The organism is Microcoleus vaginatus PCC 9802, from assembly GCA_022701275.1.
GTDB classification, from domain to species: Bacteria; Cyanobacteriota; Cyanobacteriia; order Cyanobacteriales; family Microcoleaceae; genus Microcoleus; species Microcoleus vaginatus_A.
Genome location: CP031740.1, coordinates 1,913,243 through 1,929,474, shown reverse-complemented (window position 1 = coordinate 1,929,474; position 16,232 = coordinate 1,913,243). Strand labels below are relative to the sequence as shown.

Below are 16,232 nucleotides of genomic sequence, written 5' to 3'. Positions count from 1 at the left end.
AAAACCCCGACCTTAGAGCCGGGGCAGAGAATTAAAAATTAACAAGTCAGAATTAAAAATAGAAAATTTCTAATCTTTGAGTCTTGAGTTTTTATTTCTTCAGCCTCGGCAGGAAATTAAGCGGTCGGCACCTGCGGTCTTCAGCTTATTGATTTTTGATTAGGCTATCACCAGAAGGCAGAGATTAGCAAGGGTCTGGCGTAAGTCTTGTGAGAGATTTACACAGACAGCCGAAGCTGTCTTTTACCTTCTGCCTTCTGCTTAATTCTGTACTAGGCAGCGTCAATTTTCGTATCGCGCAGGACACTGATATCGACTTCGATCGACGGGCCCATTGTTGCCGATACGTACAAACTGCGCCAGTAGCGACCTTTAGCACCAGAAGGACGGTTGCGGTCAACAGTTTCTTGCAAAGCATGAAGGTTGACCAGCAAATCTTCCGCTGAGAAAGCTGCCTTGCCAAACATAACATGAACGATGCCAGTTCGATCGGCACGGAATTCTAGTTTACCACCTTTAAACTCGTTGATCGCCTGAGCAATGTCAGTCGTCACCGTGCCACCTTTCGGAGAAGGCATCAAACCGCGCGGGCCCAACAACCGACCCAATTTTGCCACCAACGGCATCACGTCTGGGGTAGCAATCAGGCAATCGAAGTCCATCATGCCCTTCTGAATTTCATCGATCAACTCTTCAGAACCAGCAATATCCGCGCCGGCATTTAGAGCTTCTTTAACTTTTTCGCCCTTAGCAATCACCGCAATTCTGACTACTTGACCAGTTCCTTTTGGTAGCGATACAGTTGTCCGCAACTGTTGGTCAGTATATTTCGGGTCAATTCCCAAACGGATGTGAGCTTCAGCAGATTCGCCAAACTTAGCGGTTGCTGTTTCTTTCAAAAGTTGCAGAGCTTCCAGCGGTAGATAAGGTCTGTCTTCAACTTTCTTTTGAAGTTCTTGCAGTCTTCGAGATACTTTCTTTGCCATTTTTCTTTTTTGGGGTTAGTCGATTTTAGATTTTAGATTTTAGATTTTAGAATTGAGCCGTTTTGGTCATTTCAAATCTAAAAAATTTGCGATTCTTAGCGAAGCTTTGCTTCTCCCCCTGAATCGATCGATTTTGGATTTGGGATTTGGGATTTTAGATTGAAGATTTTACCTTCACAATCAGGAATTTTGGATTAGCAATTTGGAACTTGGACTAGGAAAAATCTTCCTTCTTCCTTCTTCCTTCTTCCTTCTTCCTTCTTCCTTCTTCCTTCAATCCGCGATCGCCACGCCCATATTTTTAGCCGTTCCCGCCACAATTTTCATTGCAGCCTCAACATCATTAGCATTGAGGTCAGGCATTTTAGTTTCAGCGATTTCTCGTAACTGAGCCTGTGTAATCGTCCCTACTTGCTTGCGATTAGGTTCTCCCGAACCTTTAGCAATGCCAGCCGCTTTTTGAATCAAAACCGACGCCGGCGGGGTTTTGAGAATAAACGTAAAACTGCGGTCTTCAAAAACCGAAATTTCTACCGGAACCACCAGACCCGCTTGGTCTGCGGTTCTAGCATTGTACTCCTTGCAAAACATCATAATATTGACGCCGTGCTGACCCAGAGCTGGGCCGATCGGAGGAGCTGGGTTGGCTTTTCCCGCCGTAATCGCCAACTTAATTACTGCAACAACTTTCTTTGCCATTAGTTAGTTCTGTTTCTGAACCTGATTGAACTCCAATTCTACAGGCGTATCGCGCCCAAAAATCGAGAGTAAAACTTTGAGCTTGTTTCGTTCCGGGCTAACTTCAATCACATCACCTTCAAAATCCTTAAACGGCCCGGAAAGTACCACAACGTGGTCTCCAGTAGACATCGATACTTTGACAACTGGTTCTGATTCCTGAGCGTTTCTGAAGATCCGTTCTACTTCTGAATGACTCAGAGGTAGCGGTTTGACGTGACCCCCTGCCGCGCCCGTAGCGGCGTTTCTGCTCTGCCCCGACAAAATTAATTACATTCGGGGTATTCTTGATCACCTGCCACGTATCCTCGTCCATAAACATACGGATGAGTACGTAGCCGGGAAAGATTTTTTCATCTGACTGCCGCCTGGAACCGTCTTTGCCAACTTTGATTGCCGGAGTTTGCGGAATTTCTACTTGAACGATGCGATCGGCAACATCCAAAGTTTGAATCCGCTGCTGTAAGTTTGCCTTCACGCGCTTTTCGCAGCCAGAGGCAACTTGAACAGCATACCAGCGAGCATCAATCTCCGGCACCTCTGGCGATGCTGCCTGTGCCGTCGCTTCTGTGGAATACTCAGATTCTTCTGATGCAAAAGTCATGGCCCAAACACCTTTCCCGCGCCCCAGTTAAAGAAGTTATCCACCAAATAGATCAGGCTTGCTGAGAGGATTACCATCAAAAGCACGGCCAAAGACTCGCTGATTAACTGCTGCCTGCTGGGCCAAACCACTTTGTCGAGTTCTTCTCTAGTTTCCTTTAAAAAACCCGCAGGATTAAACCCAGGCGCCGTTATTTCTTGAGTTTCTTGAGCTTGGTCTTTTTTCGCCACGATTCAATCCTCCTTGCGATTTTAGATTTTAGATTTTAGATTTTAGATGGTGTGAGTGGCCCGTGGCTCTCAGATTTTGTGACACTAACCACTTACGCCCAAGTCCCAAATCTCAAATCTAAAGCCACGACTTTTTTACAAGCCCAACCTATCAACTGTGTAACTGCCGATCGGCGAAACCGACGATCGAGAAGCGACACCGAGCATTTGTTGATGGCATTTTTTGCGAACCGCCCACAAAAATTAATTCTACCCGAAAGTTTGCGGTTTTGACTGTTGCCAGCCAATAATCCGGGCGCTTTCGGGCAGAATTTAAAGTTTGGTGATTCAGCGCGCCCTGGAGGACTTGAACCCCCGACATCAGGTTTTGGAGACCTGCGTTCTACCAACTGAACTAAGAGCGCACAGGTGAGGTTGCTGAAATTCGCTTAACCTCTAGATTTCTATTTTAACACAGTGCGCTCCTAAATGGGAAACTTTTTTTTGAAATTTCTCAATTTCCCATGAACCATGAACCAAGGGGAAGCTGGGTGCATTCCTACAGGGAGCGATCGAACCGCTGTTTGACGCGAGTAGCTTTGCCCACCCGATCGCGCAGGTAGTAAAGTTTTGCTCTGCGGACTTTCCCGCGGCGCATCACTTGGATAGTAGCGATGCGGGGCGAGTGAATCAAAAACACCCGTTCCACGCCGACGCCCTGAAACACGCGACGGACGGTGATTGTTTCATTAATCCCGCCGTTACGCATGGCAATCACAGTCCCTTCGTAGGGCTGAACCCGTTCTTTGTTACCTTCTTTAATTCTCACGCCGACTCGCACTGTGTCGCCGACGTAAATTTCGGGGAGAACTTTGCTGAGTTCTACCTTGACTCTATTTATTTCTTCCGTTTCGATAGAACGGATTATTTCTGCGCCTTTCATGGGATTTACCAAAACTCACAATCCCTTATCATATATCGAAATGCCCGTTTTATGTCAAAAAAATTCTATGTTAAATACCTCTGGGGTTGTATTTCTGCAACTGGCGGCAATGGCTGCACTGGCCTTGTACGTCGCCGCCAACTTGGGGGCCAACGATGTCGCTAACTCGATGGGGACATCCGTAGGCTCGAAGGCGCTAACGCTGCGGCAGGCAATAATTGTTGCAGGCATACTGGAGTTTTCCGGCGCAGTGCTGTTTGGCCAAGGAGTTTCCGAAACTCTGGCAACAGGAGTTGTGAATGCACAAGTGTTCGCAGCCAAACCGCAAGTATTTTTAATCGGGATGGTGTCAGTGCTGATAGCTTGCGGGATCTGGCTGCAAATCGCTACCAGTCGAGGTTTGCCAGTTTCTTCATCCCATGCCGTGGTGGGCGCGATCGCGGGTTTTAGCTGTGTTGCAGCCGGAATTAATGCAGTGGATTGGCGAACCATCGGCACCATCTCCCTAACTTGGGTGGCGACACCTGTTGCTAGCGGTGCTTTAGCCGCGCTATTTTACAGTGTGGTGAAGTATTCGATTCTCGATCGGCCAGATCCTCTATCTCAAATGCGCGAGTGGATACCTTGGCTGAGTGCAGCAATGCTGAGCGTATTTGGCGTCATTGTATTGCCGTCTGTTGTGAATGTCGCTTTGGTGCAGACAGGGGCGATCGCCCTAGCGCACGATCGATTTGGCTGGAATCTTCCGATTCACGATATTGTCATTGGCATCGGGGCAATAGCTGCGATCGGCCTGACACTCAATAGCTGGAAGAAATTAGAATCAGTTGAGAACCAAGAAGGCAGAGGGGAGAAGGCAGAAGGAATAAGTACAAACTCCTCCCCCACTCCGAAACTCCCCCACTCTCCCATCGAGCAACAAATGGCGAGATTTCAAGTCTTGAGCGCCTGTTTTGTAGCATTTTCCCACGGTTCCAACGACGTAGGAAATGCAGTTGCTCCCCTAGCTGCGATCGCCTACATCCGGCGCACAGGTTCCTTTCCCTCAGAAGATTTCAGCGTTCCCCTGTGGATTTTAGTCCTTGGAGGCGCAGGAATAGTCATCGGTTTAGCCATCTGGGGCAAAAATGTAATTGCCACAGTCGGCGAAAAGATCATCGAACTCCAACCAAGCGGCGGATTTTGCGCGGAATTAGCCACAGCCACCACAGTCTTGCTAGCATCCCGCTTCGGTTTGCCAGTTTCCACATCCCACGCTTTAGTCGGTGCAGTCGTCGGAGTCGGGCTGATCAAAGCTTGGAAAACAGTACGCTTGCAAACTTTGCTGTCAATTGGTTCGGCTTGGCTGGTGACAATTCCGATCGCAGCAGGTTTGGCTGCTATCATCTTCAGCATCGCGCAATCCATTGGGCAATTTTAGATTTTAGATTGAGGCATTTCAGCACAGTCAACAGTCAACAATCACGGATGGATGGTGAGTGAACCGGAATTGATAGAATTCATCTGCGTTAATCTGTGTTTATCTGCCTGTATCTGCGGTGAAAAAAAGAGAATGTATTCACCGCAGATGACAAGGGATTGACGCGGATTCACGCAGATGAAGAGAATAGAAGGAATAATTCCGATGCTAACAGATTTGATATGATTTCTAGTTGCACAAAGTTTGCTTAGGGCGAGGGCAAGTTTTTGACATCCTAACTACAAACGTGATAACGATGATTTTACCGGACATCAGATTGCCCACTTCTTCATCACTCATAATAATTTCCCACATCAAACCCGGTTTCGACGCACAAGCCCGCGGGTAACTCAATCACTTAATTCCTGATCCAAGCAATGCTTTAGCTGTTGAGCCAGCCCCTCGACGCAGGGCTTTCTCAGCATAGTAAGGTGATTCCCATGAACTCTAATCACCTCTACTTTTTGGGTCGTTAATTCGCTCCACCCAAGAGTCGGATCTTGATGACTCATGCTTAGCTGTTCCTCCGATCTAAACAGAGTAATTCGCTGCGGATAAATTTTCGGTACATAGGTGAGAGTTGCTTGACTGTTAGCCTGAAATACAGTAAACATTGAGGGAATTGCCAGCTCGCGCCAGTTGTGTTTTTTTGACTCCTGAGATAAGATGCTAACCATAACAGCCTGTTTCCAATTCCAGCCCTGCAAAAAATTAGCTGCCAAATTAAGCATCTTATTTAATTTAGGAAACCTGGCAACAATACCGCCACTTTGAACATTTTCTGCAGCAGCCACCAAGCGAAAATAATCTACTATAAAAGGCCAGATAGAGCGCGAAACAGTAGTCAGAATAAACTTGCAACCGTGCCAAAAAGAAGGTTTGTTAGCAGAAACCGGCGCTAAATTATCGAGCACAGCAAGTAAACCCACTTCATCCCCCGCTGCGAGCAACTGTTGAGCCATCTCAAAAGCAACCAAACCTCCAAAAGACCAGCCTCCTAAAAAATAAGGCCCTTTTGGTTGAACGGTACGCAAAGCTGCGATGTAGTCAGTCGCCATGTCTTCAATGCTAGTTAAGGGAGAACTTTCGCCGTCAATCCCTTTAGGTTGCAGCCCGTAAAACGGTTGATTTTCTCCTAGCTGAAACGCTAACTCGACATAAGGAAATACCACGCCAAAGATGGGATGGACGCAGAAGAAAGGCGGCTTTTTACCGCGAGGCTTAATTGCAACTAAAGGCGACCATTCCATAGAATTTGTTCTTGAATTTAGCAAATCTGCTAAACCTTCAATTGTCGGATTTAAAAAAAGAGCAGACAGCGGTAACTCGCCCTCAAATTGCTGGTTAATCTCATTGATGAGGCGGATTGCCAGCAGGGAATCTCCACCCAAATCGAAGAAGTTATCGCGAATGCCAACGCACTCTGCGTTGAGGATTTCGGCCCAAATTTTGGCGAGAATTGACTCGGTTGGTGTGCGAGGTGCAATGCAGCTTTTATCTATTGAATTCTTAGTTAGATTTCCCGGTGCAGGTAGGCGCTGGCGGTCAATTTTGCCATTGGGAGTTAGGGGCAGAAAATCGATCGCCACAAAAGCACTGGGAATCATGTAATTGGGCAGTTGTTGTTTGAGGAAATTGCGTATTTCCACAGGATTAATCGTCTGATTTTGATGGGGGACGACATAAGCAACTAGGCGTTTGTTGCCAGACAAATCATCCACAGCAACCGCCGCTGTTTCTTTGACTGCTGGATGCTGAACCAGCAGCGCTTCAATTTCTCCCAATTCTATTCGATAACCGCGAAGTTTTACCTGTGCGTCAGTGCGGCCTAAAAACTCAATATTGCCGTCGGGAAAATAGCGAGCTAAGTCACCAGTTTTATAAATTCGTTCTCCTGATTTCTGGCTAAACGGATTAGCAATAAATCGCTGGGCGGTTAATTCGGGGCGGTTCAGGTAGCCTCGCGCCAATCCGCTGCCGCCGATGTACAATTCACCGGGAATTCCAACGGGTACAGGCTGTAAATTTTTATCTAAAATATAGAGTTGAGTGTTAGCTATTGGGCGGCCGATGGGCGGTTTTTTGCGTGAAGCGAAGCTATCCCGCAGGGAATCGCAAATTTCGGCCAAACTTGACCAGACTGTCGCTTCTGTAGGGCCGTAAGCGTTAAAAAATCTGCGCCCCGAAGCCCAGCGTTTAACCACATCGGGGGAACAAGATTCGCCCGCACAGATGATTGTTTGCAGTGCGGGAAGTTTGGCGTTTGGAAGGACAGCTAGCAGCGAGGGGGGGATGGTAGCGTGGGTAATAGCATTGTCCTGCAAAAATTGGATTAATGTTTGTCCGGGCAACAAAGATTCTTTCTTGGCACAGTAAAGTGTTGCTGCGATTCCCAAGGCCATGACAATCTCAAATATTGAGGCATCAAAACTCAGGGATGCGAATTGCAAAATGCGGTGATTTGAGTTTAAGTTAAAAGCTTCTTTTTGAGCTAGGGCTAAGTTGTAGAGTCCCCGATGTTCGATTAAAACGCCTTTGGGTTTTCCGGTTGAACCCGATGTGTAGATGACGTAGGCAAGGTTTTCCGGTAGGATATTTGTAGTTGGATTTTCTGGGCTTTGTTGAGCAATAATTTCTCTGTCGGAGTCCAAACACACTACTGAAAAAACTCCGTAATTTTCCGGCTGCTTCAAGTTTTTTGCTAAATGCTGCTGAGTTAGCAAAATCGACACCTGAGCATCTTCTAACATGAAGTTAAGGCGCTCTTGAGGATAAGTTGGATCTAAAGGCAGGTAGGCTGCGCCTGCTTTGATAATGCCTAGCAATCCGACGATCGCATCTAAGGAACGTTCTACACAAAGGCCCACTAAAACTTCTGGTGCTGCTCCCAATTGCTGCAAGTAATGTGCAAGTTGGTTGGCTCGGCTGTTGAGTTGGCGGTAGGTTAACTGCTGGTTTTCAAAGACGGCGGCGACAGCATCGGGCGATCGGGCGACTCGATCTTCAAATAGCTGATGGAAACACTGGTTTTGCGGATAATCTCTCTCAGTGTCATTCCAATCATTTAATAATTGCTGGTATTCTGGCGCTGTCAGCAAAGCCAAGTCGCTGAGGTGCTGTTTGGGATTGGCAACAATGGCTTCGAGCAGGGTTTGAAAATGTCCCGCCATGCGCGCAATTGTGCCGCTATCAAATAAGTCCGTGCTGTAGACAAATTGCCCTTGAATACTTCCTGCATCTTCCCACAAGTGGCACTCTAAATCGAGCTTGGCGGTTCCCGCATCAAAGTCGATCGCCTCGAAAGCGATTCCCGGCAATTCTAGCGCTGCTACAGGAGTGTTTTGCAGGCTGAAACTAACTTGAAATAGGGGGTTGCGGCTCAACTCGCGATCGGGGTGCAATTCCTCAACCAACTTCTCGAATGGCAAATCTTGGTGAGCGTAGGCTGCCATTGCGACATTTTTTACCCGATGCAATAGTTCCCGAAAAGTTGGGTTTCCTGATAAATCTGCACGCAGCACCAAACTGTTGACAAAAAAACCGATTAATGCTTCTATTTCGCTCAAGTTGCGATTGGCGATCGGCGTTCCTACTGCAATATCTACTTGTCCTGTATAGCGGTACAGCAAAGTTTGAAAAGCAGCTAGTAGAGTGATAAATAAAGTCGCGCTTTCTTGCTGGCTAAATGACTTTAGCGCCTCGGTCAAAGCAGGTGATAGTGTTATAAATTGTTTGGCGCCGCGGTAGGATGGAACGGCTGGTCTTTGCCTGTCTGTTGGTAGATTGAGTGTGGTAATTCCGTTTAACTGCTGCCGCCAATAAGCAAACTGCGTTTCTAATACTTCGCCCTGCAACCATTGGTGCTGCCATTCTGCAAAGTCGGCGTACTGCACGGGCAGTGCTGGTAAGTGCGAGATCCCATTTTTTACAAATGCTGTGTAGAGCGTTCCTAGCTCTCGAATTAGCACTCCAATCGACCAACCATCAGCCACAATATGATGTAAATTCAGCAACAATATATGTTCTGTTCCACTGAGTTGTAACAGCGTTACTTTAAATAACGGCCCGGCGGCTAAATCGAAAGGGCATTGCGCTGCATCGGTTGCGAGTTGCAGCGCTGCGGTTTCCTGCTGAGTTGGCGAGAGATTTTGTAAGTCGATTGTGGGGAGGGATACGGTTAAAAAGGGAGCAATAATTTGTACGAGTTGCCCTTCCAAAAGCGTAAAAGTGGTGCGTAAAGTTTCGTGCCGCTGCACAATTTCGTTGAAGGTTTTCTCTAAGGATCTTAAGTTGAGGGAACCTGTTAAGCGGAGTGCTGTTGAGACATTGTAGAAAGGATTGCCCGGTGCTAATTGATTGAGGAACCAAAGCCGCTGCTGGGCAAAAGATGCGGGGAAGACGAAAACTTCTGTTTCTTCGGGAAGATTAAGCTTTTCTTCACCAGCCGGGAGGGAATTGTCGGAAAGATACTGAGTCATATCAAATTATCAGGCAAGCCTCAAAGGAAAGCGCGTACAAAGTAGCCTACAAATATTACATAGAGAAGATTTCATCTCTTTGATTAAAATCTTTACCAAGGCAATACTAGACTATAACTCGTTTCGATATGCTGCTTCATGCCGAGGTCGGTAACATTCACAAGATGTGTAAAAAAAACATCAACATCGTCTATCGCTTTAGCCGTAAGCCGAACTTTTCCGGTTGCTGTTTGAGTCCAAGAAAGCGCGGGAATAGCAAAACCATGTGCAAAACTGTGCCGCACTCTTAAAATCTCATTTAGCCTCTGCCGAACGGCTAATCCGCTGAGGCTTCTTGCAGGCCAAATCCAATCGCCAATAGGATCGTAACCAGTGTTTTGAATCAGAAGGTTTCGCGTGTTCTCCGCGTTTGGTGTATTAAATCTTTCAAGTGCGCGTTCCGCCGCATCTCTAGCAATAGAATGTACGGCATGAAATTTGGGATCTAAAGGATTTGCAGTTGCAGCGAAAAAATTGCGAACGAGTTCGTTTATGTAAGCATCCCATACAGCAACAAATGCAGCTAGAGCGGAGTGATAGTAGACTTGAGTTTGACTGCGCGATATTGGTTGCAAGCGGGGATCTGTAGCTGTTTCGCGAAGTGTTCTAGCCGTGTTGGACGCTGTTTTGTACTTCAATGCTGCTGGTGACGCCACGGCGATTTCCTAAATACAGTTCACGAACTTTTCAAGTGCATCTCGGTACCTTTGCAATGACTCTGCATTCAATTGCACCTGCTCGCCCGCGATGTTTTTGGCTGCTGGTGTGAGTTTGTGCAAGGGCGTGCCAGTCGTAGCAGCAAGTACAGAAGCGCTGGCAAAATCAGGGATTTCAATGAAGCTGTTACTCGGCTTGTCTTTGGAGTTAGCAAAAATATGACGGTGCTTCTTGTGTATATCATCCATCATCTGCATAATTGTCTGGTTTACAGCTTCGTATGCCTTGCTCGCTCTCCCTTTGTACACAGCCAAATGTAGGCTAGCGAATGTATGTAATTTTGGTACAGGTAGACCTTCTTCCTTCGCGCGTTTTGCAAAAGCAATTCGTGCGTATGGCGCAGTATGGGGGTCGGTTATGGCATAGAGAATTGCGAGGACATTCTCGATCGCCAGACGTGAAGTATAATCCGCTATAAATGGTACAACCAAGTTTTCTGCAGCCACCAGAGCAAGCTGTGTATAAATAGCAAAAGTAGGACTACAGTCTATGAAGAATATGGTATCGCGATCGCCGCTATATGAACGCAGGGCAACCGTCAGGTCTCGTCCCCAAGTTAGCACCTGTTTCCACGAGTCATAAGGTATTTCCAACTGGGATGTTTGTCGGATTGCTTCAGAAATTATTTCCAGGTAATTGTCCCCGCATACAAGTCTTAGATTCTCTGGTATATTCTGATTGAATTCTCTCGGTTCGCATAGATATGGGGATATGTCTGCAACCATCCGAAATGGAGAGTTCAGACGCGCTTCTAGATAGCCTGCTACTGTTGCGCGCGGAGTTTTGCTCATTAAAAAATGCAGCCCATCTGGGCTAGTGAAATATCCGCCAAGTAGCATTTCTGACACATTCGCCTGCGGACATAAATCAATTACATAGACATCTGTATCGGGGTGACGGTGAGCATATTCAGAAGCAGCGACAAAGCAAAGGAAGCTCTTGCCGACGCCGCCTTTATTGTTCCAGAAAGCGTATGAACTCATTGGGTGTATTTCTTGGAAGGGACAATAAAATTTTCATCCTCTCTCTTTACTTTCTCTGTTCACCGATGACAGCTTCACGCGACGATTCTCGCGAGAAACAGGCACTAAAGCAGGAGCTTTAATTTTAGCATCGCTCTCTTTCAAACTCTCAACAATCTTAGATAATTCTGCAATTGTCGGTGCTTCAAAAACCCGGCGCAAAGGCAACTCTACCCCGAAAGCATCTCGCACTCTCGAAACAAGCTGAGTCGCCAGCAGCGAATGGCCTCCTAATTCAAAGAAATTGTCCCGGATACCCACTCGCTTTATCCCCAAAACCTCAGCCCAAATTTTCACTAAAACTTCCTCAATAGAAGTATGAGGCGCAACATAACCGCCAGCCCATTCTAACTTAATCGGCTCCGGTGCAGGCAAAGCGAGTCGATCGACCTTTCCGTTAGCCGTCACCGGTAGCGACTCCAGCACCACAAAAGCCGACGGAATCATATATTCCGGCAGTTTTTCTGCTAGATAAGCCTGCAACTGTGGCACTAATTTACGCGCTGCTTTAGCTTGTAAGGGATTGTTAGCATAAGAGCGCCAAGGACGCAAGTTATCAGTTCGGGTTTCTGGCACAAAATCTCTAGTTTCACCCCGTGCAAAGACTACATCGTAGCGCCCTTGACTGTCGGAATTAGACCAACTAATATTAACATTATACGGAACTTCCAAAGCATACCACGCTTCGGGATCGACTCCTAAATCCTCGACTTTTTCCACGGCTTTTTGCAACTGACCTGCTGTTGGAAATTTATCGACAACAGACAGCAACTCTGCCGCCTTAACTGCTGCCGTTACCCGCGCATTAGGCACATTAGCAATTCTTAAAACATCGAGTTGATTTTGCAATAATATTTCTTGCACCTTGGTAACAGTCATATTCTGATTTTCATCCAACCAATCCAGCCGTTTTTCGGCGCCCCACTCCCCTTTTGGCGCTGATTTGGGGCGTGCTGTTTCAGACGCAATATGCAGAATAGCATTGTACCGAAAATCAGTTAACTCATTGTGATGACTACCGCGAATTAATTGAATCTCTACGCCGCCAATCTGCGGAAAGCGGTGCTTTAATGCGCTAAAAAACTCTGGTTCAATAACTAACTCTGTTTCTTGAAAAATTTGCATTTGTACTCGCTGCTGCAACTGTTCGCCCGCGAGAGAAGGTTCGGCTTGATACAGTTGTACCGAAGCGTGAAAAGCTGCCAGCAACGGCAAGCTGCGGACATCTCCGATGAATATAAAGCCGCCGGGGGCAGTTGCTTTCACTGCACCTTCTAGCACCTGCACGAGATAGTCGATATTCGGGAAATATTGTACGACTGAGTTGAGAATTACTGCGTCAAAAGCTGCTGTCTCTACTCCTTCAAAGTCAGTCGCCATTTTCTGAAGCAGGGTTACATTAGCTAACTCTTGATTTGCCAAGTGCTGCTGAATATAGTTGAGCGAAATAGGTGAAAAGTCTGTTCCGCAATATTGAGTGCAGCGAGAGGCAATTTGGAACAGCAACAAACCTGTGCCGCAGCCAATTTCTAACACTCGGCTAGGCTGCAAAGCTAAAATTTGGGCGGCTTGATTGTTCGCCCAGTCGCGCATCTGTTCTGCTGGGATTGGCTGATTAGTATAACTGCTATTCCAGCCGACAATATTAAATGTTGGATCTGAGTCAACAGCAGGTTGATTGTAAGTTTCATTGTAGAGCATTTGCCACTGCAAAACCTGTTCGTCCTGCAATTGCATTATTTGGTTTTTTTCGCGGGCAACGCTATATTCTGGATTCAGGGCAATATAAGCTACTAAACGTTTATCTCCCTGTCCATCTTCGGAAGCTATTGCTACAGTTTGCTGCACCGCCGGATGTTGAGTTAATAGTGTCTCGATTTCTCCTAATTCGATGCGGAAACCGCGAATCTTTACTTGTTCGTCAAGGCGTCCTAAAAATTCAAGGTTGCGATCGGCTCTGTAGCGCACTAAGTCGCCGGTTTTGTAAATTCGCTCTCCTGAATTTGGTTTAAACTGAGATGTTGCATCATTATCGAGAACAGGCAAGATGCCTGTTCCACAAGAGATGAATTTTGTTGTGGAACAGGCATCTTGCCTGTTCCTAAACAAGTCATTGAGAATGGTGCCTGAATTTGGTTTAAAAGGATTGACAATAAAGCGTTGTGCGGTTAAATCTGGGCGGTTGAGGTAGCCGCGAGCGAGTCCGTTTCCGCCGATGTACAATTCGCCAACAACGCCCACTGGTACGGGCTGCAAATATTTGTCTAATATGTAGATTTGAGTGTTAGCAATGGGGTGGCCAATTGTCGGGGCGATGTCTGTTTGCTCTGTTGCAGGAATATAACCGGAAGTTGTGACGACGGTGTTCTCGGTTGGGCCGTAATTATTTACTAGCTTAAATGGATGGGATTTTAAAGGATGTTGTTGCAGTTTTTCGCCGCCTGTGAGCAAGATTCGCAACGCTGTTGTTTGAGGCCAATCTAATAGCAAAACTTTCTCGGCTAAAGGTGTTGGCAAAAAGCTAATGGTAATGGCTTTTGATACTAACCAGTTTTGCAGTTTTTCAGGATCTCGCCTGATGTCATCTTCTGGAAAGTAGATGCTAGCTCCGGCGGCGAGATAAGGCCAAATTTCCCACCCGCAAGCATCAAAGCCGATCGCTGCTATTTGCGTTGCTCGATCGCCCGCTGACACCCCAAACTCTCTTTGATGCCAAAAAACGAGATTTAACAAGCTCCCGTGTTCAATTTCCACTCCTTTCGGCTTTCCCGTGGACCCGGAGGTGTAAATCGCGTAAACCAGATTTTCGGCTGTGGCTGCGCTGGTGGGATTGTCGGCGATTTCTTGGGAAATCATCTCCCAGTCTGTGTCTAAACGAACTATCTGTAAATTGGGCGAGCGCAAATTCTCTACCGATTGCTGCTGAGTTAACACAACAGATAATTGAGCGTCTTTTAGCATAAAGCTCGATCGCTCAGCAGGATAGCTCGGATCTAAAATTAAGTAAGCTCCTCCCGCTTTCAGGATACCCAACATCCCCACGATCAGATCGAGCGATCGCCCGCAGCAAAGCCCGACTAAAACTTCCGCCCCCACCCCCATTTTTTGCAGATAACGTGCTAGTTGGTTGCTGCGAAAATTTAGCTCTCGATAGGTGACTTGCTCCTCTCCAAATACCAGCGCCACCGCATCCGGTGTCCCAGCGGCCTGCATTTCAAATAGTTGATGGATGCACAAATCTTGCGGATAATCCGCCTGAGTATTGTTGCATTCAACTAACAACTGATAGCGCTCTTGGGCGCTCAAATATTGCAAGTTGGCAATTCGCTGTTCGGGATTTGCCACAATGCTTTCTAACAGAGTTTGAAAATGCCCGATCAGGCGCGCAATCGTAGCTTCATCAAATAAATCGGCGCTGTAAATAACCATGCCGCTGATGCCCAGAGAGCTATCAACCCACAGCTTATTGCTGGGCGATTGGTTGCTTCCCGAGCTGTTGGGCGATCGCTCCCACAAATGGAACTCCAAATCAAACCGCGCTGTACCCACATCTAACTGCTGCGGGCTGAGTGTTAATTCTGGCAATTCTAACCGATTCCCCGGCGCGTTTTGCAGCGCAAACGCCACCTGAAATAAGGGATTTTGGTTCAACGCGCGATCGGGGTGCAGTTCTTCTACTAACTTCTCAAACGGCAAATCTTGGTGAGCGTAAGCTCCTAATGCTACCTCTTTGACTCGGTTTAAAAGTTCCCGAAAAGTTGGATTTCCCGACAAATCTGTACGCAGCACCAAACTATTGACAAAAAACCCGATTAATGCTTCTATTTCACTGCGGTTGCGATTGGCGATCGGCGAACCTACAACAATATCTTCTTGCTGGGCGTAATGGTAAAGCAACGTTTTAAAAGCTGCCAGCATAGTCATAAACAGCGTCACTCCTTCGCGCTGGCTCAACGTTTCTAAAGCCTCGCTCAGTTGTTTTGGCAGTTGCAAAAATTGCCTTTTGCCTCGGTAACTTTGAATTGCTGGCCTGGGTCGATCCGCAGGCAAATTTAGCATAGAAATGCCGTTTAACTGCTGCCGCCAGTAAGCAAGCTGCGTTTCTAAAACTTCCCCTTGCAGCCATTCGCGCTGCCATTTGGCAAAATCAGCATACTGGATCGACAAATCCGGTAAAGGCGAAGGTTTTTCGCTAGCAAATGCCGTGTAAAGTGCGCCTAATTCCTGAATTAGCACTCCGATAGACCAACCATCGGAGACAATGTGGTGCATATTCAGCATTAGTAAATATTCGGCATCATCTAACTGCAATAATGTGACTCGCAGCAACAAGTCATTGGACAAATTGAAAGAGCGTTGAGCTTCCTGGGCGGTGAGCCTGTTTGCTTCAGTTTGTCGAGATTCCTTTGGCAAGTTTCGCAAGTCCACTACATTAATCGGGAGGTGGAAAGCAGCAGCTATTCTCTGAACGGGTTGCCCCGAAACTACTGCTAAAGTCGTGCGTAAAGCTTCGTGGCGGCGCACAATTTCATTGAAGGTTTGTTGCAGCGCCGAAAAATTGAGCGCACCTGTCAAACGCAATGCTGCGGGAACATTATAGAAGGGATTGTTCGGTACTAATTGGTCGAGAAACCACAAGCGCTGCTGTGCAAAGGAAAGCGGTAGATTTCCGTCCCGCCCCATCGGAACAATCGGTGTAGGAGTGAAACTAGAAGTACGATTAGCTGCTTTTAAAAATAAAATAATTTCGGCTTTTTTCTGAGAAATTTCGGCGCGCAGTTCTGGTGTAATAATTCCTTCTGGAGCGTTGCAGCGCAGGCGAGATCCCTCAACAAAAATATTAATATCTAGACTGCGAAGGTAAGATAAAAACTCAACTAACTCCACCGTGACAGAATCTCTGGCATTTGGCGATGAACTCGATATTTTTGGCTCTGGCATTTTGAGTCATCCTGTGATTACTTTTGCAAATATAAAAGAAATTCCACCAGCGCACAAGCTAAGAGCTTAACTTACCCCTTGCCTACTGTGGCCTAA

Annotated in this window: 10 protein-coding genes, 1 tRNA gene and 1 pseudogene; 1 reads left to right on the top strand and 11 read right to left on the bottom strand. The window is 46.8% G+C overall.

The features are described from left to right. Nucleotides 1-272: 272 nt before the first annotated feature. The 7 genes and pseudogenes from D0A34_07965 to rplS all read right to left on the bottom strand — a co-directional run bounded on the left by D0A34_07965 (nt 273) and on the right by rplS (nt 3,480). On the bottom strand, nt 273-986 hold the full coding sequence (locus D0A34_07965; GenBank protein UNU18820.1) for a 50S ribosomal protein L1: 714 nt from the start codon (nt 984-986) through the stop codon (nt 273-275). A 273-nt stretch (nt 987-1,259) separates the two neighbouring features. Beyond that, a complete protein-coding gene (gene rplK, locus D0A34_07960) occupies nt 1,260-1,685 on the bottom strand; it encodes a 50S ribosomal protein L11 (GenBank protein UNU18819.1) in 426 nt (141 codons plus the stop codon). 3 nt (nt 1,686-1,688) lie between these two features. Continuing rightward, nucleotides 1,689-2,328, bottom strand: a pseudogene (nusG, locus tag D0A34_07955) (transcription termination/antitermination protein NusG). Further along, nucleotides 2,325-2,558 (bottom strand): preprotein translocase subunit SecE, encoded by a 234-nt coding sequence (secE, locus tag D0A34_07950; GenBank protein UNU18818.1) that lies wholly within the window; start codon nt 2,556-2,558, stop codon nt 2,325-2,327. The pseudogene nusG and the gene secE overlap by 4 nt, the downstream one beginning before the upstream one ends. 151 nt (nt 2,559-2,709) lie before the next feature. Beyond that, the gene (locus D0A34_07945; protein ID UNU18817.1) at nt 2,710-2,919 is read right to left on the bottom strand and encodes a hypothetical protein; all 210 of its coding nucleotides are present in this window, start codon (nt 2,917-2,919) and stop codon (nt 2,710-2,712) included. Further along, nucleotides 2,890-2,962, bottom strand: a tRNA-Trp gene (locus tag D0A34_07940). Before D0A34_07940 ends, D0A34_07945 begins: the two co-directional genes overlap by 30 nt. Nucleotides 2,963-3,096: 134 nt before the next feature. Continuing rightward, nucleotides 3,097-3,480 (bottom strand): 50S ribosomal protein L19, encoded by a 384-nt coding sequence (rplS, locus tag D0A34_07935; protein UNU18816.1) that lies wholly within the window; start codon nt 3,478-3,480, stop codon nt 3,097-3,099. Between the two features lie 67 nt (nt 3,481-3,547). On the opposite strand from rplS, the gene D0A34_07930 reads away from it, so the two are divergent. Then, nucleotides 3,548-4,900, top strand: a complete 1,353-nt coding sequence (locus D0A34_07930; GenBank protein UNU18815.1) for an inorganic phosphate transporter — start codon at nt 3,548-3,550, stop codon at nt 4,898-4,900. Between the two features lie 389 nt (nt 4,901-5,289). On the opposite strand, the gene D0A34_07925 is transcribed toward D0A34_07930, so the two are convergent. From D0A34_07925 to D0A34_07910, 4 genes are all read right to left on the bottom strand, one after another. Next, the gene (locus D0A34_07925; GenBank protein ID UNU18814.1) at nt 5,290-9,417 is read right to left on the bottom strand and encodes a non-ribosomal peptide synthetase; all 4,128 of its coding nucleotides are present in this window, start codon (nt 9,415-9,417) and stop codon (nt 5,290-5,292) included. A gap of 92 nt (nt 9,418-9,509) precedes the next feature. Beyond that, entirely contained in the window at nt 9,510-10,112 is a 603-nt protein-coding gene (locus D0A34_07920) for a hypothetical protein (GenBank protein ID UNU18813.1), read from the bottom strand. 9 nt (nt 10,113-10,121) lie between these two features. Next, nucleotides 10,122-11,156 (bottom strand): ParA family protein, encoded by a 1,035-nt coding sequence (locus D0A34_07915; GenBank protein ID UNU18812.1) that lies wholly within the window; start codon nt 11,154-11,156, stop codon nt 10,122-10,124. Between the two features lie 33 nt (nt 11,157-11,189). Beyond that, on the bottom strand, nt 11,190-16,136 hold the full coding sequence (locus D0A34_07910; protein UNU18811.1) for a non-ribosomal peptide synthetase: 4,947 nt from the start codon (nt 16,134-16,136) through the stop codon (nt 11,190-11,192). Nucleotides 16,137-16,232 lie beyond the last annotated feature (96 nt).

What these genes read in the sequence shown, in the direction of transcription:
- D0A34_07965 (UNU18820.1), bottom strand. Translation starts at nt 986, where the DNA reads ATGGCAAAGAAAGTATCTCGAAGACTGCAAGAACTTCAAAAGAAAGTT.
- rplK (UNU18819.1), bottom strand. Translation starts at nt 1,685, where the DNA reads ATGGCAAAGAAAGTTGTTGCAGTAATTAAGTTGGCGATTACGGCGGGA.
- D0A34_07945 (UNU18817.1), bottom strand. Translation starts at nt 2,919, where the DNA reads ATGTCGGGGGTTCAAGTCCTCCAGGGCGCGCTGAATCACCAAACTTTA.
- rplS (UNU18816.1), bottom strand. Translation starts at nt 3,480, where the DNA reads ATGAAAGGCGCAGAAATAATCCGTTCTATCGAAACGGAAGAAATAAAT.
- D0A34_07930 (UNU18815.1), top strand. Translation starts at nt 3,548, where the DNA reads ATGTTAAATACCTCTGGGGTTGTATTTCTGCAACTGGCGGCAATGGCT.
- D0A34_07925 (UNU18814.1), bottom strand. Translation starts at nt 9,417, where the DNA reads ATGACTCAGTATCTTTCCGACAATTCCCTCCCGGCTGGTGAAGAAAAG.
- D0A34_07915 (UNU18812.1), bottom strand. Translation starts at nt 11,156, where the DNA reads ATGAGTTCATACGCTTTCTGGAACAATAAAGGCGGCGTCGGCAAGAGC.
- D0A34_07910 (UNU18811.1), bottom strand. Translation starts at nt 16,136, where the DNA reads ATGCCAGAGCCAAAAATATCGAGTTCATCGCCAAATGCCAGAGATTCT.